The organism is Microbacterium sp. Au-Mic1 (assembly GCF_021341785.1).
Classification (GTDB): domain Bacteria; phylum Actinomycetota; class Actinomycetes; order Actinomycetales; family Microbacteriaceae; genus Microbacterium.
On record NZ_JAJTTF010000014.1, the window covers coordinates 41,220 to 60,180 of the forward strand.

Consider the following 18,961-nt stretch of genomic DNA (forward strand, 5'->3'; position numbering starts at 1 on the left):
GATCCCGCTTCTCGACTTCCCCCTTTCGCGACCTACCGCTTTCCACGACAGGAGACCCCATGACCACCAACGGATCCACCGGACGCGTCGTCGTCATCACCGGTGGCGGCACCGGCATCGGCGCCGCGATCGCCGCCCGCTACGCCGCGGAGGGCGCGCACGTCGTCGTGGTCGGCCGCCGTGAGGCGCCGCTGCGCGAGGTCGAGCGCGCCGTGGGTGCGCATCCCGTGATCGCCGATGCCGCATCGACCGAGGACGCGAAGCGAGCCGTCGCGGAGGTGCTCGCGACGTTCGGACGCATCGACGTGCTCGTCGCCAACGCGGGCGGACACGGCTTCGCCCCGGTGGGGGAGACGGACGACGCCGGCTGGGAGGGCGCGATCCGCGCGAATCTCACCACGGCGTTCGTGATGGCCCGCGAGGCGCTGCCGGCGCTCATCGAGGCGAAGGGGCAGATCGTCGTGATCTCCTCGCTCGCCGGACTCTTCGCCGGCCCCTCGGTCGCGGGGTACACGGTCGGCAAGCACGCGCTGATCGGTCTCACCCGCACGCTCGCCCGCGACTACGGCAAGCACGGGGTGCGGGTGAACGCGGTCTGCCCGGGGTGGGTGCAGACGCCGATGGCGGACGAGGAGATGGACGAGTTCGCCGAGCACGCCGGGCTCGCATCGCGCGAGGAGGCGTACGCCACCGTCACGGCCGACGTACCGTTGCACCGCCCGGCGCAGCCCGCCGAGATCGCGGCCGTGGTGCGCTTCCTCGGATCCAGCGAGTCGTCGTACATGACCGGATCCGTGCTGGTCGTCGACGGCGGCGCGCACATCGTCGATCTGCCCACGACCGCGTTCGAGCACGCCGGGATGTAGGAGCGCGCCGGAGGCGAGGGCCCGGACGCGGATTCGGCGTCCGCTCGCTCAGCCCTTCGGCGCGAGGGGATCCGGACCGTCCTGATCTGCGGCGGTCGATGCTCTGGCGTCGGGCGACCGCAGGGTCGGATCCATCCGGGCGAGTACCGTGCGCAGCTCGGCGATCTCGGCGCGGAGCGCATCGACGTGTGCGACCGTGGCCGCCTGGCGGCTGGTGTTCTCGGCCGACACCTGCTCGACGATCCACGAGGCGAAGGTCGCCGAGACGACACCGAGCAGGGCGATGCCGCTGAGCATGAGCCCGACGGCGATCACCCGGCCCTCGAGGGTGATGGGCGCGAGGTCGCCGTAGCCGACGGTCGTGATGGTCGTGAACGCCCACCAGAGCGCGTCGGGGAACGTGGAGATGCTGCCACCGCCGGCGCGCTCCGCGTCGAGCACCGCGAGGGATGCGACGTAGACGACCAGCAGCGTCGCGCCCGTCACGTAGATGACGATCTGCCCGCGTACGGCACGGCCGGCGGTGCGCTGCAGCACAGCGAGCAGGGTGACCACGCGCAGCACCCGCAGCGGGCGGAGCATCGGCAGCACGACGGTCGCGAGGTTGAAGAGGTGCGTGAGGAACCAGTGCCAGCGCCGCGGCGCGATCACGAGGCTCACGATGTAGTCGATGAGGAAGGTTCCCCACGAGACCCAGAGCAGGTCTTCGAGCAGGGCGCCGACGTCTCCTCGGGGATCCACGATCACCTGGATCGAGTAGGTGACGAGGAAGAGCAGGGACGCGACGATGAGCGGCCACTCGGTGATCCGCCGCCAGCGCTCCAACGTCATGCGCGCATCGTACGCCCGGCGGGCGCGGCAGCGGGCGCGCGGTTGTCCCACGGTCGTTCCGCGTCGAGCTCGCGGTCGTTCCGCGGTCGTTCCGCGGTCGTTCCGCGTCGAGCTCGCGGTCTAGGCTGGGCGCCGTGACTCGGAGGGCGCGGTGGACGACGGTCGTCGTCGTGGTGGCACTGGTGGCGCTCGCGGTGATCGTGATCGGACGGGGAGGGATACCCGGCACCCTGCCCGCAGCCGTGGCGACGTCTCCGTCCGCGACCGCGGGACCGGCGGCCTCCGGATCCGAGGGCGGATCGGCTGACGATCCCGTCCGCGCTCTGTTCGACGAGCATCGCAGTGGGGTGGAGGTGCAGGGCACCGGCGTCGTCTCCCGCATCTTGGCGGATGACCTCGACGGGTCGCGGCATCAGAAGTTCATCCTCACCACGCCCGGAGGCGTCTCGATCCTCATCGCCCACAACATCGACATCGCCCCGCGTCTCGACGGGCTGTCGAAGGGCGACCGCGTCGACTTCCTCGGCGACTACGAGTGGAGCGACAAGGGCGGGACGGTGCACTGGACGCACCATGATCCGTCGGGGCAGCACCAGAGCGGATGGCTTCGCTGGAACGGGCACACCTTCTCCTGAGGGGCTGTGCACTCCTGAGATGCAGCGGGTGGCTCTCTGAGACCTTGCTGCTGCGTGGCCTGACCTTTGTGGATCTTGTGCGCGGGTCGCCGGGCACGAGTCGTCTCCGTGACGGTGCCGGCCAGAACAGGGGTCGTCGTCGTTCAGAATGGTGCATCTGCGGCGGGTGGTGAGTCGGGTTCGGGTGCGGGTTCGTCGATGGTGAAGGTGACGGGCGAGGGTGGCCGGTCGATGTAAGTCGCTCCGGCCGGGCTGGTCCATTCGAGGATCCCGGCGCCGAGTTGTTTCACTTTCCACGCGGTGTGGTGCTTGAGGACGTGGTGCCGTCGACACAGCCCGCCGAGGTTGCCCTCGTCGGTGGGCCCGCCATGGGCGGCGTCGACGGTGTGGTCGAGATCCTGCGTGATCGGCGGGAGCCCGCAGGTGAAGAATCTGCACCGGGAATCCCTCGCATGCATGAGGCGACGCAGATCCGCGTTGGGTCGATATCGGTCGACCGCGAGGATCGCGCCGGTGACAGGGTGGGTGAGGACTCGTTCCCAGGCGAAGGTTCCGCCGGCGAGGATCCGGGCCGTGTGGGTGTCGATGGGTTGTCCGCCGGCGAGTTCGCCGGGCTGCTCGGTGCGGATGCCGAATGCGGGGCTGCGGCCTGCCGGTGAACCGCTCGCGCCCGCCGCCGTTCCGGTCGCGTCGCCGTCAGTCTTCATCAGGGTGAGTACGGGAACCGTGATCTCGACCCGCGCTTGGATCGCACCCAGCAGTCCGTCCGCGGTGTCGTGTCCGGACGGTGCCCCGGTGAGCAGGGTGTCTGCGCATAGGTCCGCACGCAGCTGGTCGATCGCACGGTCATCCGTCGGATCGCCGAGCATGTCTGCCGCGCATTCGGCGGCGTTCTTCGCCGCTGAGGTGTTCGCGACCTGCACCATCCGGGCTTGCTGGCTGAGCCGGTCGTAGATCCCGTCGATCACCGCGGCGGCATGGATGAGGCCGAGCATCTTCTGCCCATCCGGGAGGTCCTCCCGCCACACCCGACGCTGTTCTTGCGCGTCCTGGTGCCGGTCCGTGAGTGACCGCGGGGAGAGCCGTTCAGCGAGGCGTTCCACGATCCGCTTCGCCCGGTGCGGGGTCTTCCCGATCGAGGCGGCGACCGCGACCTGCTCGAACTCTCCCCGCGCCGTGTCATCGAGACGTGCCCCGGCGTCCTGGATCTGCCGTACGTGCGCCGGGCCGATCCGCGCCTCCGTGAACGCCTGCATCGTGACCGGGTACCGGGTGACGAGTTCTGCGGCGCGGGCCATCCGGGCCTGCACGACCCGGTCGGACATGTGCAGCACTCCCGCCAACTCCGCCGCGACCGATCGTGATGCGAGCTCCACCGCCTCACCGCGCCCGGCCGGGCCGGCCTCGGCGGCGAGGTGCTCGGCGAGGCGCTGCGCGACCGCAAGCTGCGCCTCCTGCACCGCCTGCAGGCGGATGATCGTCGCTTCCGTGTCCTGCACCACGGACGTCAGCGCGGCGAGCACGACGACTGGATCCACCGGGTCCGCCCCGGGATCGATCGCTGTGTCGGTCGAGCTCGTCATACCCCCATTCAACCCGGGGCCACCGACATTCCAGACCCTGAAAGAACCAGATCAGACCAAGAAAAGATCACAAACAGATCACGAAATCCGAGGCGGAGAAAGGGAGTCGACGGCGGGTCATCTAGCATCGTCGGATGGCCCGGACAGCACTGGTGATCGAGGCCCCCGCATCGACCGTCCTGGGTCGGCTTCGGGCCGAGCTGCCGATCAAAGGAACCGCGACGCAGGTGGCGCTGCTCGCCGAGACGGCCAACGGGGGCTGGCATCGTGCGATGACCTTCTCGCTGGCCCCGGCCGCGCCCTGATCGGTATCCGGGCGGCTCCGTCTGGCCGCCCGGATACGCCTGGTGCAGCAGCTGCGGCTCCGTCTGGCAGCCCGGATACGCCCGGTGCAGCAGCTGCGGCTCCGTCTAGCCCCCCAGATACGCCCGGTGCAGCAGCTGCGGATCCGCCTGCAGATCCTCCGCGGTGCCCTGGAACGACACGTGCCCGCCGGCGACGACAACCGCCTCGCGGGCGATGCCGAGCGCGAGCTGGGTGAACTGCTCCACGAGCAGCACTCCCACGCCGGCCTCCGCGATCGACTGCACGATCGGCACCAGCCGCATGAACACGACGGGCGCGAGACCGAGCGACATCTCGTCGATGAGCAGGATCTTGGGCTTCGCTGCGAAGGCGCGGGCGAGCACCACCATCTGCTGCTCGCCGCCCGAGAGCAGGGCCGTCGCGGAGTCGATGCGCTTCTCGAGCTCCGGGAAGGGCGCGAGCGCCGCCTCGAGCTCGGCGGGCGTGCGTGCGGTGAGCGACAGGTTCTCGCGCACCGTCAGCGACGGGAACACCGCCCTGCCCTGCTCGATGTGCACGATGCCCTTGCGTGCCCGCGACACCCGGGAGAGCTTGTCGATGCGTTCCCCGTCGAGACTGAGCGAGCCGGCGGAATGGCCGACCACGCCGGAGATCGACTCGATGAGGCTCGTCTTGCCCGCGCCGTTGGGACCGACGAGGGCGAGCACCTCGCCGCCGCGCACGGTGAGCGACACGTCGGAGATCACCGGTCCCGCGCCGCGGCTGACCGTGACGCCGTCCAGCACCAGTTCGCTCATGACAGCAGCTCCGTCTCTCCCATGTAGGCCTTGACGACCTCGGGGTCGGCGAGCACCTCGTCCTGCGGGCCGGTGGCGAGCACCTTGCCGAAGTTCAGCACGGTGAGCATCGGGCACACCGAGCGGACCAGGTCGAGATCGTGCTCGATGATGATGAGCGCCACACCGAACCGCTGCGGCAGCTCCCTCAGGCGCGCGGCCAGCGCGAGGTGCTCATCGTGCGAGAGCCCGGCGGCCGGTTCGTCGAGGATCAGCAGCCGGGGACTCGAGAGCAGGGCTGCGGCCACCTCGACCAGCCGCCGGGTGCCGACATCGACGCTGGACAGCCGCGCGCGGGCCGGTGGGCAGCCGAAGAACGCCAGGGTCTCCTCGATGTCTGCCGCGGACAGTCGGCGCCGGGCGACGAAGCGCACGTACCCGCCCACCGTGAGCAGCGGGGGAACCCGATCCTGCTGGAACGTGCGGCGCAGGCCCAGGCGTGCGCGGCGCGTGGGGGAAAGGCCGGCGAGGTCGCGCCCGCCGAGCAGTACCCGTCCGCCGTGCTTGGGCAGGAACCCGCTGATCGCGTCGACGAAGGTCGACTTGCCCGCGCCGTTCGGACCGATGAGGCCCATGATCGAGGCCTCGGGCACGGAGAACGACACGTCGTCGAGCGCCTTCAGGGCGCCGAACTCCACGGTCAGGTGCTCCACGGTCAGGACGGGCTCGCCGCTCAGCAGCGCGGGGTCGAGGGTGGCCGTGGTCGTGGTGCGGATCTGCTCGGCATCGTCGGCCGCGTCCGGCGGCAGCGCGGTGAGCGCCGCGTTCGCCGTGCGGCGGTCCTGCCGCTTCCAGACGAGGTTGCGGATGCCCTGGCCCAGGCTGGTACCGCTCGTCAGTGCCTGCACGCCCAGGACGCCGAAGATCACGAAGCCCCAGTCCTGCGGGATGTGCCAGCGCTTGAGCAGCTCCGGCACCAGCACCCACAGGATGCCGCCGAACACGGCCATGTCGATGAGGTGCGCGCCGCTCATGATCGCGAGCACGTAGAGCGCGAGCGACTGCAGGGGCGTGAAGCTCGCCGCGAACGGCAGCTGCACCTGGCCCGCCAGCAGGCCTCCGGCCACACCGCCGAGAGCGGCCGACACCGCGAACGCGGTGAGCTTGGCGACTTGCACGCTCTGTCCCGCGGCGGCCGTGCCGCGCTCGGAGAACGCGACGGCCTTCCAGCTCGCGCCCCAGCGGCTGCGCTGCAGGAAGAACACGATCAGGGCGCATACGACGAGCACGATGATCGACAGGAAGAAGAACTTCTTGTCGTTCGAGAACATCGCCGGGCGGTCGATCGAGATGGCTTCGGCGGATCCCGGGAACTGGATCTGCACGAGGGTGACGTCCGCCGCGGCGGCGAACCCCAGAGTGACGACCGCGAGGTTGACGCCGCGCAGGCGCAGTGCGGGCAGGCCGACCAGGATGCCGGCGACGCCCGCGACGAGGGCTCCGAGCACGAGCCACACGACGAAGCCGCCCGGTGCGTGCCAGATGTTCATGAGCGCCACGATCCAGGCGCCGATCGCGGCGAACGTCAGCTGGCACAGCGCGATCATGCCGGCGGATCCGGTGACGACCCCGAGGCCCATGATCGCGATGGCGGCGATCACCGCGCTGATCGCGAGGTAGACGAAGTAGCCGGGCAGGGCGTTGGAGAGCAGGAGCCCGACGAGGATCGCCAGCGCACCGACGACGAAGGGCCAGACGATGCGGACGACCGGACGCTGCAGGAGCGGAACGGACGGACGGGCGGGCGAGAGCGGCTCAGCGTGCGGCATCCCACACCTCCTTGCGCTGGGTCCACAGCAGCAGGACCACGATGAACAGGAACGGGAGGAAGTTGCGCACGAGCGAGATCTCGTTGATCTGTGCGACGAGTCCGCCGAGCACGCCCAGCACGAGTCCGCCGACCACGGTGAGGTCGAGGCGCTTGAAGCCGCCGAGCAGGGCGGCGGCCGCCGCGGGGATGATCAGCAGTGACAGGCTGGTGGCGTCGTTGGACTGCGAGGGAGCCACGATCACGATCGCGATCGCGCTGATGACGCCGGTCACGAACCAGACCGCGATCGACAGGGGGCGGGAGCGGATCCCGAGCAGCTCGGCCGTGGTCGGGCGCTCGGACAGCGCGCGCAACTGGGTGCCGATCCGGGTGCGGGTGAGCAGGAAGTGCACACCGACCGCGACGACGACAGCCATGCCCACCGTCCACACGGTCACCTGGCTGATCACGACGCCGCCGACCGAGAACGCCGGGCCGGCGATGATCGGCGTGAACGGCTGCGGCTTGTTGCCGAAGAGGATGAACGAGAGCGAGATCAGCAGCAGCAGCGGCCCCACCGTCATCGCCGAGCGGGTGGTCGTGGAAGCCTCGGAGAGCCACGTGGCGGCGATCCAGCCGATCGCAGCGGCGAGCAGGCCGCCGATCAGCACGCCGAGAACGGATCCGATCCACACCGGCATGCCCGCCTTGGTGACGAGCCACACGGCGCAGAAGCCGCCGAACATGCCGGTCGCCGCCTGGGCGAAGTTGACGACTCGGACCAGCCGGGCCATGAGGGTGAGGCAGACTCCGAGCACGGCGTACAGGCCGCCGGCCGCGAGCCCCGCCAGGGCTCCTTCGAGCATGATGCCACTTCCTTTCGGGTGGTCGTTGAGCGAGGACGCCGCAGGCGACCGAGACGAAACGCGGCGACTCCGCGAGAGACCGCGTTTCGTCTCGCCCCGGCTCCGCCGGTGCTCGCTCAACGACCCCGGGATGACTACTTCTTCGGGATCCGGTACCAGTCGTCGGCGACCTTCTCCCACGCGTGGGTGCCGCTCTTGAGCTCGATCGGCCAGCCGGCGGTCGGGATCGTGCCGAACTTGTACGGGTCGCCGATCATCTTGTTGTCGACGGCGGGCATGTTCTTGATCGCCTCCGAGACCGACTCGCGGGTGATGTCTCCCTTGACCGACTTCAGCGCCTGGATGAAGTAGGTCGCGGCGAGATAGCCGCCCTGGCTGAACGAGGTCAACGGGATGTTGTTCTTCGTCATCAGGTCGCGCCAGTCCTTGTTCACGTCGTTCTCCTCGGTGAACGGGTAGAACTCCGCAGGGACGTAGATGCCGGCGCCGGCGTTGTCGATCGCCTTGGCGAAGTTCTCGCTGTAGACGCTGGTCAGGTAGAGCCAGGTGACGTCGTTCCAGCCCTGTGCGTTGGCGGCCTTGACCTGCCCGATCGCGTCCGGTTCGACCGGGTTGATCGCCAGCGCCTTGCAGCCGGCCTGCTTGGCCTTGACGATGTAGGGCGTGTAGTCGCTCGCGCCGTACGGCACGGTGTCGTCGACGTAGAGGGGCTTCTTGCCGGTGATCTTGGTCCAGCTGTCGATCGCGGCCTGGTAGGTCGGGCGGGTGGATCCGGCGATCTCGAGCAGCACGCAGATGTTGTCGAGCTTGAGCTGCTCCGATCCGTACAGCAGGGTCAGGGTCATGTCGTTGTACGGGCCGACGTTGGCCGGCGAGATGTTCTTGCTGTCGAAGCAGCCCGTGTCGACGCCGATGCCGGGGATCGAGAGGATCCCCTCCTGCTCGTAGTACTTCTTGTTCAGATCGCACTCGATGAGGCTCGCGGAACCGACCATCGCGACCGCGTTGTCGGAGCCGACGATCTCGCGGGCGTTCGCGGTGGCGGTCGCGGGGTCGCCCTTGTCGTCGAGGGCCTTGTAATCGATCTTGCGGCCGTTCAGGCCGCCGTCGGCGTTGAACTTGTCGAACACGGCCTTGGCCGCCTGGGACGCCTCGGGGAACGTGGCGGGCCCGGAGATCGTGTTCACGGATCCGACGACGATCGGGTCGGACGAGCCGGATCCGGATCCGCCGTCGCCGGAACAGCCGGCCAGGGCCAGCATGCCCGCGGCGAGCAGCGCTGCTGCGGCGGTGATGCGCTTGTTCATGTGATTCCTGTCTTCTCGGGTGCGGGACGGACCCCGCGGTGTGGTGCAGGTCGGTGCGGTGATGCCTGATGCTGTGCGTGGCGTGCGGCCGTGCGCGGACGCGATGGTGCGGTGAGCGTTCAGTCGCGGATCGCGCGGGAGACCATCTCGGTGTCGGTGAACTGCTCGAAGGCCACGACCTCGCCGTCCTCGAGCCGCCACACATGCGCGACGCGAGCCGCGAAGAAGCGTCCGGTGCGCTTGTAGGTGCCGGAGTAGGTGCCGATGCCGATCACGGTGTCGCCGCCATCGACGACCTCGTCCACGGCGAGCGTGTAGTCGTCCCAGTCGTCCTGAAGGCGGGAGAAGACGTTCTCGGCCACGGCATCCGGGCCCACATATGTGCCCGCGTACGGGAATCCCGCCGCCTCCGTCCAGCGCACGTCGTCACGCAGCGGCGCGAGCATGCCGTCGACGTCGCCGCGGTCGCTGGCGTCGTAGTGGGCTCGGATGATGTCGGCGTTGGTCATGTCGGATGCTCCTCGGTGCTCTCGGGGTCGACGGATGCCGTGGGGCCGCGGTGCGAGGGTCGGCTCACGGCGATCGCAGGGATCAGACGGGCTGGGCGTCGGGGTAGGAGACCGAGCCGAGCGGGTAGATGTGGCCGCCGCCGCGGGAGTGCTCCGAGGCGCCCTCGCCGTTGAGGCCCAGGAAGACACCGGTCGTCATCAGCTGGTAGCCGAGGTCGTGCAGCCACACGCTCGCGACAGCGATCCGGAATTCACGGAAGCAGAACAGGTAGAGGCCGTCGGCGAACTTCCACACCGTGGAGAGGTCCATGTCGCCGTGGCCGCGCTGCACCCCCTCGAGGCACTGCCAGGCGTAGCGCTGGCTGGAGACGTAGACGTGCTCGTACAGGTGGTGCGGGCTGTAGCGGTAGACGTTGCGCTTGCCGATGAGATCGCGGCTGGGACCGGGGGCCTCGCCCGTGGGCTCGCCGCCGTCGGTCGTCGCGGCCCAGAACTCCTGGCCGACCTGCGGGGTGCCCTCGACCGCCTCGGCGGCGATGCGCGAGCGGACCACGGTGGCGCGGTGCGTCGTCGTCGAGTAGACGACGGTGAGCGCCTCACGCTCGCGCGAGGCGAGCGGCAGGTTCACGAACACGACATCGTCGCGCACGGATACCGCATCGTACGGGTCGGTGCCGGAGGCGCCGAGACCGGTCCAGGTGACGGCGTCGGCGTCGAACTCGAGCGAGAGCGTCTCGCCACCGTCGAGCGCGAGGGTCAGCGACGTGCCGGCCAGGTCGGTGTTCGGCAGTCGGTACGTGTCGATCCCGGCCGCGAACTCGTCATAGGTGCGCCACTCGTCGAGCCCCTCCTCGGTCGCGGAGAGCGGATCGGCAATCGTCACATCATCGGACACTCTGGGACTCCTTCGACCCTGACCCCGCCGGACTGCGGGGGTGGAACCATGCTGTTCCCGTGTCCGATCGGCCTCAACGATCAGGATCCGATCCCGCGCCGAGAGTCAACCGGCGTGCCCCCAGGGGCAAGACGGTGACTTCGAAAATCTACTTGCAAAAAACAAGTATCAGGATCAGACTGCATCCATGACGGTGAGCGGGCGGAAGCTGATCCTGAGCTACTACGTGTCGATCGACGGCAAGAGCGTCGATGCGGTGAACGGGATGCGCGGCGTGATGGAGTCGATCGACGACGATGCGCAGGAGGACGAGTACGTCCGGCAGCTGTGGGAGGCCGGCGCCTTCCTCATGGGCCGGGCGTCGTATGACGCGATGAAGGGGTTCTGGCCGGTGACCGAGCATCCCTCCGCGGCTCCGATGAACGCGATCCCGAAGGTGGTCTTCTCGCACACGCTCACCTCGGTCGATGAGTGGGGCGAGGCGAGCATCGCCTCGGGCGACCTCGCGGAGGAGATCACGCGGCTCAAGGCCGAGCCCGGCAAGGACCTCTTCGCGATCGCGGGCGACTCGTTCCAGCGCGCGCTGATCGCCGCCGGGGTCGTGGACGAGTACCGGCTCTGGGTGCTTCCCGCGGCGGCCGGGACGGGAACGGCCCTGTTCCCGGACCAGGCTGCGCCTGTGCGGCTGCGGCTCGTGCAGAGCACGCCGTACCCGAGCGGCGTCCTCGAGCTGCGCTACGTGCCGGCCTGAGAGGGGATGCCGCGCACGGAAGGGGCAGCGGTCTCAGTGCGTGGCGCGGTACTCGCTCGGGGAGACGGCGTAGGCGGTCTTGAACGCGCGGCTGAAGTGTGCGGCGTCGACGAAACCCCAGCGGGCGGCGATCGCCGCGACGGGGCGGTCGGCGAGGATCGGATCCAGCAGATCGCGGCGGCACTGCTCGAGCCGACGGGTGCGGATCCAGGTCGACACGGTCGTGCCCTGCTCCTGGAACAGGCCGTGCAGGTGCCGGGTGGAGATGAAATGCGCGGCCGCGATGGAGGTGGGTCCCAGATCGGTCGACGCGAGGTTGCGGTCGATGTGACCGCGGATGCGCTGCATGAGCGCGCGGTGCGGGTCGGCCGCCGCCTCGTCGAGGCCGAGCTCGCGGGTGAACACCGTGGAGACGAGGTCGAGGGCACTGTGCGCGAGGCGCGCACCGGTCGCGCCGGCCAGCTGGTCGAGGTTGGTCGCGAGCTGACGCAGATAGGGCACGACCATGCCGCCCAAGCCCTCCTGGCCCGAGATGCGCACGGCGGTGAGCTGCCCGATCATCTCCGGCGGCAGGCTCAGCAGATGCTTCGGGAACATCACGACCATGGTGCGGAAGTCCTCGTCGAACACGAGCGAGTACGGCCGGTCGGTGTCGTAGACGGCGAGGTCGCCGGGGGTGAGCACGGCCTCCCGGTCGTCCTGGATGAGCAGGCCGGTCCCGGCCAGCATCAGGCTCACCTTGAAGTACGAACGGTCGCCGCGGGCGATGAGCTCGGGAGTGCGCTCCACGACGTGGCGCGAGGCGCGCAGGTCGGTGACGTGCACCTCGTCGACGGCAGCGCCGCGGATCAGGCCGCGGAACGGCGCGGATCCCTCGCCGCTCACCTGCAGGGGGACGAACGAGTCGGACACGGCGGAGCGGAACTCGCTGATGTTGCGCGCGACGAGCGTCGAGACGGACTCTGCGGGAGCGACGGGAATGGCGGCCACGACTGATCACCTCGGGAAGATGAAGGGTGGATCGACGACTTTGTATACGATCCGTTGAGGCACTCTACCACCACCGGGGACGAGGCGCCCCCGGGTGCACAGTCTGCAGCAGGCGGTGCACCCGGGGCCGCGGAGCCCGTCGTGGGGCCTACTCGACGAGCTTGCCCGCCGTGTCGACCTCGCGGATCAGAGCGTCGATCTCTGCAGGGATCGGCGGGATCTCCTCGCGCACCACGCCCGTGGACGGCGACCACACCAGGTTCACCTGCAGAGCCGGATCCATGTCGGGGTAGTCGCTGCGGTTGTGACAGCCGCGGGTCTCGCGGCGCTCGAGGGCCGCCTCGACGGTCGCCCGCGCCGCGAGCGCCGAGGAGCGCAGGTCGAAGGCATGCGCGAGGTCCTGGAACCCGGCGATGTCGGGGTGGATCCCGATCCGCGTCATCCGCTCCTCGATCGCATCGAGCTCGGCGAGGCCGGCGCGCAGGCCCTCCTCGTCCCGGACCACGCCGGCGTGCGCGGTCATGGTGTCGCGGATCGCACGCTGCAGGGCGCGCACGTTCTCCGGGCCGTCGGCGGCCAGCAGGTCGTCGATCTCGGCCCTGGCGCGACGCACGGCATCGGTCGAGCGGTGCTGGGCGTCGAGGCCGTAGGCGTGCGCGATCGCGGCGCGGCCCGTGATCCGGCCGAACACGAGCAGCTCGATGAGCGAGTTGCCTCCCAGCCGGTTCGCGCCGTGCAGGCCGGACGACGCCTCGCCGATCGCGTAGAGCCCGTCCACATCGGTGCGGTGATCCTCCGGGCGCACCCAGACGCCGCCCATCGAGTAGTGCGCGGTCGGCGCGATCTCGATCGGGTCCTTCGTGATGTCGAGCATCTGCAGCTCGAGCATCGTCTGATACACGCGCGGCAGGCGGGTCATGATCGTCTCGCGGGGCAGATGGGAGACGTCGAGCCACACGCCGCCGTTCGGGGTGCCGCGGCCCTCGGCGATCTCGGTGTAGGCCGCCAGCGCCACGCGGTCGCGGGTGGACAGCTCCATCCGCTCCGGATCGTACTTCTGCATGAACCGCTCTCCGAGCGCATTGCGCAGGATGCCGCCCTCGCCGCGCGCGGCCTCCGACACGAGCGTGCCCGCCTCGCTCTCCGGCTCGATGATCCCCGAGGGGTGGAACTGCACGAGCTCGGGGTCGCGGATCCGCCCGCCCGCCTCGACGGCGAGGCGGAAGGAGTCGCCGGTGTTCTCGTCGCGGCGAGACGACGTGCGCCGCCAGATGCGGTTGTGCCCGCCCGCGGCGAGGATCACGGCGTCGGCGTGGATGAGGTAGCGGGTCCCGTCGACGAGGTCGAAGCCGTAGGCGCCGAAGATCCGCGGGATGGTGCCGCCGTCGGGTCCGGCGACGTCCTCGACGAGCAGGCGCGTGATGTAGACGGTGTCGAGGATCGGGATCTCGAGCTGCTCGGCGCGGCCGGTGAGGGCGCGCTGGATCTCCAGGCCCGTGTAGTCGCCGGCGAAGGCGGTGCGCCGGAACGTGTGCGCGCCGAAGAACCGCTGCGAGATGCGGCCGTCGTCCTCGCGGGCGAAGCCCATGCCGTAGCGCTCGAGGTCGCGGATGCCCTCCTCGGCTCCTCGCGTGACGATCTCGACCGTGCGCGGGTCGGCGAGGAGGTAGCTCTCCTTGATGGTGTCCGCGGCGTGCTGCTGCCAGCTGTCCTGCGGGTCCATGGTGCCGAGGGCGGCATTGATGCCGCCGGCGGCGAGGGACGTGTGCGCGTCGTGGCGCGGGCGCTTGCCGACGGCCAGCACGTCGACGCCCTGCTCGGCGACCTCGATGGCCGCACGCAGGCCGGATCCGCCGGTGCCGATCACGAGCACGGTCGTTGAGACGAGGCGTTCGCGGGGGGAGTTCTCAGTCATGACGTCCACGCTAGGAATCTCCCGATCATTACTCCAATGCATAATTCTGCTGGTCTGAATGCCTCTAGGCTATGGTCATGAACCTCGAGCAGCTCCGCGGATTCGTCGAGATCGCCCGGCTCGGCAACTTCACCCGTGCCGCGGAGGAGCTGCATCTCGCGCAGCCCTCCCTGAGTCGGCAGATCTCGACCCTGGAACGGGAGCTCGGATCCGAGCTGTTCCATCGCGCGAGGGGGCACATCTCGCTCACCGCTGCGGGTGAGGTGCTGCTGCCGTATGCCCGCCGCATGCTCGCCGATGCCGCCTCGGTGCGTCGCGAGATGGCCGAGATCGCGGGGCTGCGTCGCGGGCGGGTGCGTCTGGGCGCGCCGCCGTCGTTGTGCGCGAGCATCGTGCCGGAGGTCGTCGGCGCCTTCCGTGCCGCGCACCCCGGGATCGAGCTGGAGATCACCGAGCGCGGCTCGCGGGGGCTCGTCGCGGCGCTCGCCGAAGGCATGCTCGATCTCGCGCTGCTGGCCTCGTCGGATGCGGCGGCGGCCTCGCCGGTGAGCCTCACGCGCACGGCCTTGCTGGAGGAGGACCTCGTGGTGATCTCGTCCGCCGCGCAGTCGCCGGTGAGTCACGGCCAGGCGATCGCGCTCGCCGCGGTCGCGGATCTGCCGCTCATCGCCTTCCCGCGCAGCTATGAACTGCGCGCCGCGACCGACGCGGCGTTCGCCGGATCGGGACTGACCGCGGAGGTGGTCGTGGAGGGGCCGGAGATGGACACCGTGCTGCGCTTCGTGGAGCGCGGGGTGGGCGTCGCCGTCGTCCCGGCCATGGTCGCGCTCGACCGGCCGGGGCTGCGCGCGGTGCCAATGGCCTCGCCCAAGCTCACGCGCACGGTGAGCCTGGCGCACCGGGCCGACATGGCGCCGACGCGCGCCGCCGCGGCTCTCCGCGACACGATCATCGCCACCGCCGACGCGCTCGTCGGATCCGGCGGCTTCGTCGCGAAGGCAGTCTGACGTCCTTCGTCTCGCCGCGCTCGCTCGGGAAGCGAGTGAGCGCGTCAGGATCAGGAGAGCACGTCTCCGAGCGCCCTCGCGGCCTCGGGGAAGCGGTCCGGGCTCTCGCCGGAGTAGTTGAGACGGACGAACGCTCCGGACGGCTCGGCCGGGAACCATTCGGATCCCGGCGCGAGGATCACCCCGCGGGCGGCGCAGTCGCGCACCACCTGCTCCGCGTCGTTCCCCTCGGGCAGGCGCACCCACAGATTGAGGCCGCCGCGCGGCACCGTCTCGACGGTCGCCGTCGGGGCGTGCTCGTGGAGCGCATCCAGGAGCAGATCCCGGCGTGCGCGCAGCTGCTCCCGCAGTCCGCGCAGGTGGGTGCGCCATGCGGGTTGCGTGACGACGTCGAGCGCCGCCGCCTGCAGCAACCCGCTGACGTACATCGATTCCGCCGCACGATCGGCCAGGATCCGGTCCCGCGCAGGTCCGCGGGCGATGACCGCTGCGACCCGCAGTGCGGGGGACACGCTCTTGGTCAGCGAGCGCAGGTAGATCACGTGCCCGTCGTCGTCCTGGGCGGCGATCGGGCGCGGGTCTGCGTCGATCCCGAGGTCGTGCGCCCAGTCGTCCTCGATGAGGAACGCGCCGTGCCGCCGCACGATCTCGAGCACGGCGATCCTCGTGGTCGCGGGCCACACCGCACCGGTCGGGTTCGCGAACGCCGGCTGGGCGTAGAACCCGCGGGCGCCGGTCTCGACGAACGCCCGCTCGACGGCATCCGGATCCGGGCCGTCGGGACCGGCGGGGACGGGGATCAGATCGACCCCCGCCTGCGCCGCTGCGAGGATCGCTCCCCAGTAGGTGGGCGACTCGATCAGGAGCGGCTGGCCGACGCCGACCACGGCGCGGAAGATCGAGCTGAGCCCGCTCTGGCTGCCGGAGATGATGAGGGCGTCGCGGGCGGACGCCGGGGTGACCCCGACCGGGGCCGCCGAGGCCAGCTCTCCCGCGAACCACGCCTGCAGATCGGCGGATCCGGCGGCCGGAGAGCGCAGCACCGCCGCATCCAGGCGCGCGGCGCGGGTGAGCGCCTGGCGCACCAGGCGTTCGGGGAGCAGCTCCGGCGCCGGATATCCGGAGTGCAGTGCGATCGCATCGGGGGCCGCCGTGCGCTGGGTCGAGGACAGCACGGGCATCCGCGACGGCGGAGTGCCGAGGGCTGCGGTCTGCCAGCCGTAGTCCGCGGCACGCGCCGTTCGCACGGCCAGGGTGAAGGTCCCGACTCCGGGACGGGACTCGATCAGGCCGAGCGCGGAGAGCCGGCGCATCGCCTTCTGCACGGTCACCGGGCTCGCCCCATGCTGTGCCATGAGCGCGCGATTCGAGGGCAGCCGCGCGCCGGGGGCGGCCCGAGCGATCCAGGCGCGCAGCGCAGCGACGATACGCTCGGTGCTATCCTGACTCATGAAGGACCAGAGTAGCGTTATCGAGGCGCCGCACCAAGCGCTATCTGCCCGTGCGGGACTCGGCTGGGGTCTTCTCGGCGTCGTGGCCTTCTCGTTCACCGTGCCGTTCACGCGGGTCGCCGTCGGCGGTCTGCCGCCGCTGTTCATCGGATCCGGCCGGGCCGTCGTGGCCGCCGTCCTCGCGGGGTTCGCCCTCGCCCTCACCCGGCAGAAGCCGCCGACGACAGCGCAGTGGCTCAGGCTCGCCATCGTCGCGGGTGGCGTCGTGGCGGGGTTCCCGCTGCTCACCTCCTTCGCGCTCACGACGGCGCCGGCAAGCCACGGTGCGGTCGTCATCGGGTTGCTCCCCGCCGCGACCGCCGTCGCCGCGGTGCTGCGCACGGGGGAGCGCCCTGCGTGTTCGTTCTGGCTCTTCGCCGCGCTGGGAGCGGTCGTCGCCGTCGCCTTCGCGGCGCTGCAGAACGGCGGGCTCGGCGAACTCCATCCGTCCGATCTGCTGCTGTTCGGCGCCGTGCTCGCCGCCGCGGTCGGCTACGCGGAGGGCGGGCTGCTCGCGCGGGAACTCGGCGCGTGGCAGACCGTGTCGTGGGCGCTCGTGCTGTCGGCGCCGGTCATGATCGCGCTCGCGTCGGTCGCGCTCGCGGGCGAACCGCTGCAGGCCACGCCGGTGCAGTGGCTCGCCTTCGCCTATCTCGCCGTGGTGAGCATGTTCCTCGGCTTCTTCGCCTGGTACCGGGGTCTCGCGATCGGGCCCATGGCGCAGGTGAGCCAGATCCAGCTGGTGCAGCCCGTGCTGAGCATCCTCTGGGCAGGGCTCCTGCTGCACGAGCAACTCGGCTGGGCGACCATCCTCGGCGGACTCGCCGTCATCCTGTGCGCCGGACTCGCCGTGCGCACCCGCCTCCCTCCGCGTGGTCACCGTCGGCCAGGGCCAGGGCCAGGGCCAGGGAGGCGGGCGACGCGGAGGGAGGAGGGCCCGGAGCGAGATGTCAGCGCCGGGGGCGCAGGGTGAGTGGCGCGGCGATCGCGCCAGCGGCCGCAACGGCGGCGGCACCGGCGAACGCCGCCGAGAACCCGGATGCCTCGCCGTTCGCGGCGCCGACGGAGCTCGACACCGCGGACAGCACCGCGAGGCCCAGTGCTGAGCCGACCTGATAGCTCGTGTTGACGAGCCCCGAGGCGACGCCCGACTCCGCGACGGGGGCACTCGCGATCGCCGTGCTGAGTGACGGCACGAAGGCGAAGGCCATGCCGGCCGCCGCGACGAGCGAAGCCGGCAGCACGTCGACGAGGTACGAACCGCCGGGGCGTGCGAAGGACAGCCACAGGGCTCCGACTGCGAGCAGCGCGAACCCGATCGTCACCATGGGCAGCGTTCCCCAGCGAGCGGCGAGGCGCGGGGCGACGACGGTCATCCCGACCACGATGAGAGCCGTCATCGGGATCAACGCGGCACCGGCGGCGAACGCGGAGGCACCCAGCACGTTCTGCAGGTGCAGGTTCAGGAAGAACCACATGGGGATCCAGGCGCCGCCGAGCAGCAGCTGGGCGAGGTTGGCGCCACCGAGCAGGGGCGTCCGCAGCAGGCCGGGGCGCAGCAGCGGCTCCGCCGCGCGGAGCTGGCGGATCGCGAAGGCGATGAGGAGGGCCACGCCTACGGCGAGTGGAGCGATCGTGACGGCTTCGGCCCAGCCGGCTTCCGGAGCGCGGACGACCGCGAAGACGGTGAGCGCGAGGCCGGTCGTGCCGGTCACGGCGCCGAGGATGTCGATGCGGCCGGTGCTGCGCGGCGAGGGCCCGAACGCGCGAGGAGTCAGTGCGAGGATGACGAGCGCGATCGGCACCGTGACGTAGAAGACCCACGGCCAGCCGAGGTACTCGGTCAGCACGCCGCCGAGGAAGACGCCGGCCGTACCGCCGATGGGTGCCGCCGCCCCATAGACCGCGAACGCCCGGGGCAGGTGCGGGGTGCCGCCGAAGGTCGCCATGAGCAGCGTCAGCGCCGCCGGCGCGATGAGTGCCGCACCGGCGCCCTGCACGGCTCGCGCGGTGATCTCGATCGCGGGATTCCCCGCCAGCCCTGCGGCCACGGATCCGGCGAGGAGGAGCACCCATCCGGTCGTGAACATCCTCCGCGCGCCGAAGAGATCCGCGAGACGCCCGCCGAGCAGGAGCAGCCCGCCGAAGGCGATCACGTAGGCGTTGAAGACCCAGGACAGCGCGTCGGGGGAGAAGCCGAGGTCGCGACGGATGTCCGGCAGCGCGACGCCGATGATCGACGTGTCCATGATCACGACGAACTGCGCCGCTGCGATGAGCGACAGGGCGAGGCCGCGTGGCGCAGTGCGTGCGCGGGCGACGGAGGGGGTGGTGGTGGACACGGGGCGACCTTTCGACGGGACACCCGGTCGGGCGTCGTGAAAGGAGCCAACGGGAATACCCCCCGGGGGTATTCCCGTTCCT

18 protein-coding genes are annotated in these 18,961 nt (G+C 70.5%); 6 read left to right on the forward strand and 12 right to left on the reverse strand.

Translation table 11 applies throughout. The features are described from left to right. Nucleotides 1-59 precede the first annotated feature (59 nt). The gene (locus tag LXM50_RS16475) at nucleotides 60-866 is read left to right on the forward strand and encodes an SDR family NAD(P)-dependent oxidoreductase (protein ID WP_233312560.1); all 807 of its coding nucleotides are present in this window, start codon (nucleotides 60-62) and stop codon (nucleotides 864-866) included. Between the two features lie 48 nt (nucleotides 867-914). Here the strand turns inward: LXM50_RS16475 and LXM50_RS16480 are convergent, their stop codons facing one another. Beyond that, complete coding sequence (locus tag LXM50_RS16480; RefSeq protein ID WP_233312561.1) at nucleotides 915-1,697, reverse strand: potassium channel family protein; 783 nt, start codon at nucleotides 1,695-1,697, stop codon at nucleotides 915-917. 134 nt (nucleotides 1,698-1,831) lie between these two features. Here LXM50_RS16480 and LXM50_RS16485 point away from each other — a divergent pair, with 134 nt between their 5' ends. Continuing rightward, complete coding sequence (locus tag LXM50_RS16485) at nucleotides 1,832-2,332, forward strand: DUF3465 domain-containing protein (RefSeq protein ID WP_233312562.1); 501 nt, start codon at nucleotides 1,832-1,834, stop codon at nucleotides 2,330-2,332. A 143-nt stretch (nucleotides 2,333-2,475) separates the two neighbouring features. Here LXM50_RS16485 and LXM50_RS16490 read toward each other — a convergent pair whose 3' ends face one another. Next, complete coding sequence (locus LXM50_RS16490) at nucleotides 2,476-3,915, reverse strand: HNH endonuclease signature motif containing protein (RefSeq protein ID WP_233312563.1); 1,440 nt, start codon at nucleotides 3,913-3,915, stop codon at nucleotides 2,476-2,478. A 134-nt stretch (nucleotides 3,916-4,049) separates the two neighbouring features. Here LXM50_RS16490 and LXM50_RS16495 point away from each other — a divergent pair, with 134 nt between their 5' ends. Then, the gene (locus LXM50_RS16495) at nucleotides 4,050-4,220 is read left to right on the forward strand and encodes a hypothetical protein (RefSeq protein WP_233312564.1); all 171 of its coding nucleotides are present in this window, start codon (nucleotides 4,050-4,052) and stop codon (nucleotides 4,218-4,220) included. A 105-nt stretch (nucleotides 4,221-4,325) separates the two neighbouring features. Here the strand turns inward: LXM50_RS16495 and LXM50_RS16500 are convergent, their stop codons facing one another. The 6 genes from LXM50_RS16500 to LXM50_RS16525 all read right to left on the reverse strand — a co-directional run bounded on the left by LXM50_RS16500 (nucleotide 4,326) and on the right by LXM50_RS16525 (nucleotide 10,384). Further along, the gene (locus tag LXM50_RS16500; protein ID WP_233312565.1) at nucleotides 4,326-5,018 is read right to left on the reverse strand and encodes an ABC transporter ATP-binding protein; all 693 of its coding nucleotides are present in this window, start codon (nucleotides 5,016-5,018) and stop codon (nucleotides 4,326-4,328) included. Continuing rightward, on the reverse strand, nucleotides 5,015-6,826 hold the full coding sequence (locus LXM50_RS16505; RefSeq protein ID WP_233312566.1) for an ATP-binding cassette domain-containing protein: 1,812 nt from the start codon (nucleotides 6,824-6,826) through the stop codon (nucleotides 5,015-5,017). The genes LXM50_RS16500 and LXM50_RS16505 overlap by 4 nt, the downstream gene beginning before the upstream one ends. Continuing rightward, entirely contained in the window at nucleotides 6,813-7,673 is an 861-nt protein-coding gene (locus LXM50_RS16510; RefSeq protein ID WP_233312567.1) for a branched-chain amino acid ABC transporter permease, read from the reverse strand. Before LXM50_RS16510 ends, LXM50_RS16505 begins: the two co-directional genes overlap by 14 nt. 134 nt (nucleotides 7,674-7,807) lie before the next feature. After that, nucleotides 7,808-8,980, reverse strand: a complete 1,173-nt coding sequence (locus LXM50_RS16515) for an ABC transporter substrate-binding protein (protein ID WP_233312568.1) — start codon at nucleotides 8,978-8,980, stop codon at nucleotides 7,808-7,810. 119 nt (nucleotides 8,981-9,099) lie between these two features. Beyond that, complete coding sequence (locus tag LXM50_RS16520) at nucleotides 9,100-9,489, reverse strand: nuclear transport factor 2 family protein (RefSeq protein ID WP_233312569.1); 390 nt, start codon at nucleotides 9,487-9,489, stop codon at nucleotides 9,100-9,102. Nucleotides 9,490-9,571: 82 nt separating this feature from the next. Beyond that, complete coding sequence (locus tag LXM50_RS16525; protein ID WP_233312570.1) at nucleotides 9,572-10,384, reverse strand: MoaF C-terminal domain-containing protein; 813 nt, start codon at nucleotides 10,382-10,384, stop codon at nucleotides 9,572-9,574. A gap of 187 nt (nucleotides 10,385-10,571) precedes the next feature. On the opposite strand from LXM50_RS16525, the gene LXM50_RS16530 reads away from it, so the two are divergent. Next, nucleotides 10,572-11,135, forward strand: coding sequence for a dihydrofolate reductase family protein (locus LXM50_RS16530; RefSeq protein ID WP_233312571.1), 564 nt, complete (start codon nucleotides 10,572-10,574; stop codon nucleotides 11,133-11,135). 33 nt (nucleotides 11,136-11,168) lie between these two features. Here the strand turns inward: LXM50_RS16530 and LXM50_RS16535 are convergent, their stop codons facing one another. Both LXM50_RS16535 and LXM50_RS16540 read right to left on the reverse strand, forming a co-directional pair. Beyond that, nucleotides 11,169-12,125: a helix-turn-helix domain-containing protein gene (locus LXM50_RS16535; protein ID WP_233312572.1), complete on the reverse strand. Its 957-nt coding sequence runs from the start codon at nucleotides 12,123-12,125 to the stop codon at nucleotides 11,169-11,171. Between the two features lie 148 nt (nucleotides 12,126-12,273). After that, nucleotides 12,274-14,040, reverse strand: a complete 1,767-nt coding sequence (locus LXM50_RS16540) for an L-aspartate oxidase (RefSeq protein WP_233312573.1) — start codon at nucleotides 14,038-14,040, stop codon at nucleotides 12,274-12,276. A 77-nt stretch (nucleotides 14,041-14,117) separates the two neighbouring features. Here LXM50_RS16540 and LXM50_RS16545 point away from each other — a divergent pair, with 77 nt between their 5' ends. Further along, nucleotides 14,118-15,047 (forward strand): LysR family transcriptional regulator, encoded by a 930-nt coding sequence (locus tag LXM50_RS16545; RefSeq protein WP_233312574.1) that lies wholly within the window; start codon nucleotides 14,118-14,120, stop codon nucleotides 15,045-15,047. Between the two features lie 50 nt (nucleotides 15,048-15,097). Here the strand turns inward: LXM50_RS16545 and LXM50_RS16550 are convergent, their stop codons facing one another. Beyond that, nucleotides 15,098-16,498: a PLP-dependent aminotransferase family protein gene (locus LXM50_RS16550; RefSeq protein ID WP_233312575.1), complete on the reverse strand. Its 1,401-nt coding sequence runs from the start codon at nucleotides 16,496-16,498 to the stop codon at nucleotides 15,098-15,100. On the opposite strand from LXM50_RS16550, the gene LXM50_RS16555 reads away from it, so the two are divergent. Then, complete coding sequence (locus LXM50_RS16555) at nucleotides 16,497-17,510, forward strand: DMT family transporter (protein ID WP_233312576.1); 1,014 nt, start codon at nucleotides 16,497-16,499, stop codon at nucleotides 17,508-17,510. The genes LXM50_RS16550 and LXM50_RS16555 overlap by 2 nt on opposite strands. On the opposite strand, the gene LXM50_RS16560 is transcribed toward LXM50_RS16555, so the two are convergent. After that, on the reverse strand, nucleotides 17,488-18,879 hold the full coding sequence (locus tag LXM50_RS16560; protein ID WP_233312577.1) for an MFS transporter: 1,392 nt from the start codon (nucleotides 18,877-18,879) through the stop codon (nucleotides 17,488-17,490). The two genes, LXM50_RS16555 and LXM50_RS16560, sit on opposite strands and share 23 nt — an antisense overlap. Nucleotides 18,880-18,961: the final 82 nt, after the last annotated feature.

Coding starts and splice junctions, on each gene's coding strand:
- LXM50_RS16475 (WP_233312560.1), top strand. CDS start 60: ATGACCACCAACGGATCCACCGGACGCGTCGTCGTCATCACCGGTGGC.
- LXM50_RS16480 (WP_233312561.1), bottom strand. CDS start 1,697: ATGACGTTGGAGCGCTGGCGGCGGATCACCGAGTGGCCGCTCATCGTC.
- LXM50_RS16490 (WP_233312563.1), bottom strand. CDS start 3,915: ATGACGAGCTCGACCGACACAGCGATCGATCCCGGGGCGGACCCGGTG.
- LXM50_RS16495 (WP_233312564.1), top strand. CDS start 4,050: ATGGCCCGGACAGCACTGGTGATCGAGGCCCCCGCATCGACCGTCCTG.
- LXM50_RS16500 (WP_233312565.1), bottom strand. CDS start 5,018: ATGAGCGAACTGGTGCTGGACGGCGTCACGGTCAGCCGCGGCGCGGGA.
- LXM50_RS16505 (WP_233312566.1), bottom strand. CDS start 6,826: ATGCCGCACGCTGAGCCGCTCTCGCCCGCCCGTCCGTCCGTTCCGCTC.
- LXM50_RS16510 (WP_233312567.1), bottom strand. CDS start 7,673: ATGCTCGAAGGAGCCCTGGCGGGGCTCGCGGCCGGCGGCCTGTACGCC.
- LXM50_RS16515 (WP_233312568.1), bottom strand. CDS start 8,980: ATGAACAAGCGCATCACCGCCGCAGCAGCGCTGCTCGCCGCGGGCATG.
- LXM50_RS16520 (WP_233312569.1), bottom strand. CDS start 9,489: ATGACCAACGCCGACATCATCCGAGCCCACTACGACGCCAGCGACCGC.
- LXM50_RS16530 (WP_233312571.1), top strand. CDS start 10,572: ATGACGGTGAGCGGGCGGAAGCTGATCCTGAGCTACTACGTGTCGATC.
- LXM50_RS16540 (WP_233312573.1), bottom strand. CDS start 14,040: ATGACTGAGAACTCCCCCCGCGAACGCCTCGTCTCAACGACCGTGCTC.
- LXM50_RS16545 (WP_233312574.1), top strand. CDS start 14,118: ATGAACCTCGAGCAGCTCCGCGGATTCGTCGAGATCGCCCGGCTCGGC.
- LXM50_RS16555 (WP_233312576.1), top strand. CDS start 16,497: ATGAAGGACCAGAGTAGCGTTATCGAGGCGCCGCACCAAGCGCTATCT.
- LXM50_RS16550 (WP_233312575.1), bottom strand. CDS start 16,498: ATGAGTCAGGATAGCACCGAGCGTATCGTCGCTGCGCTGCGCGCCTGG.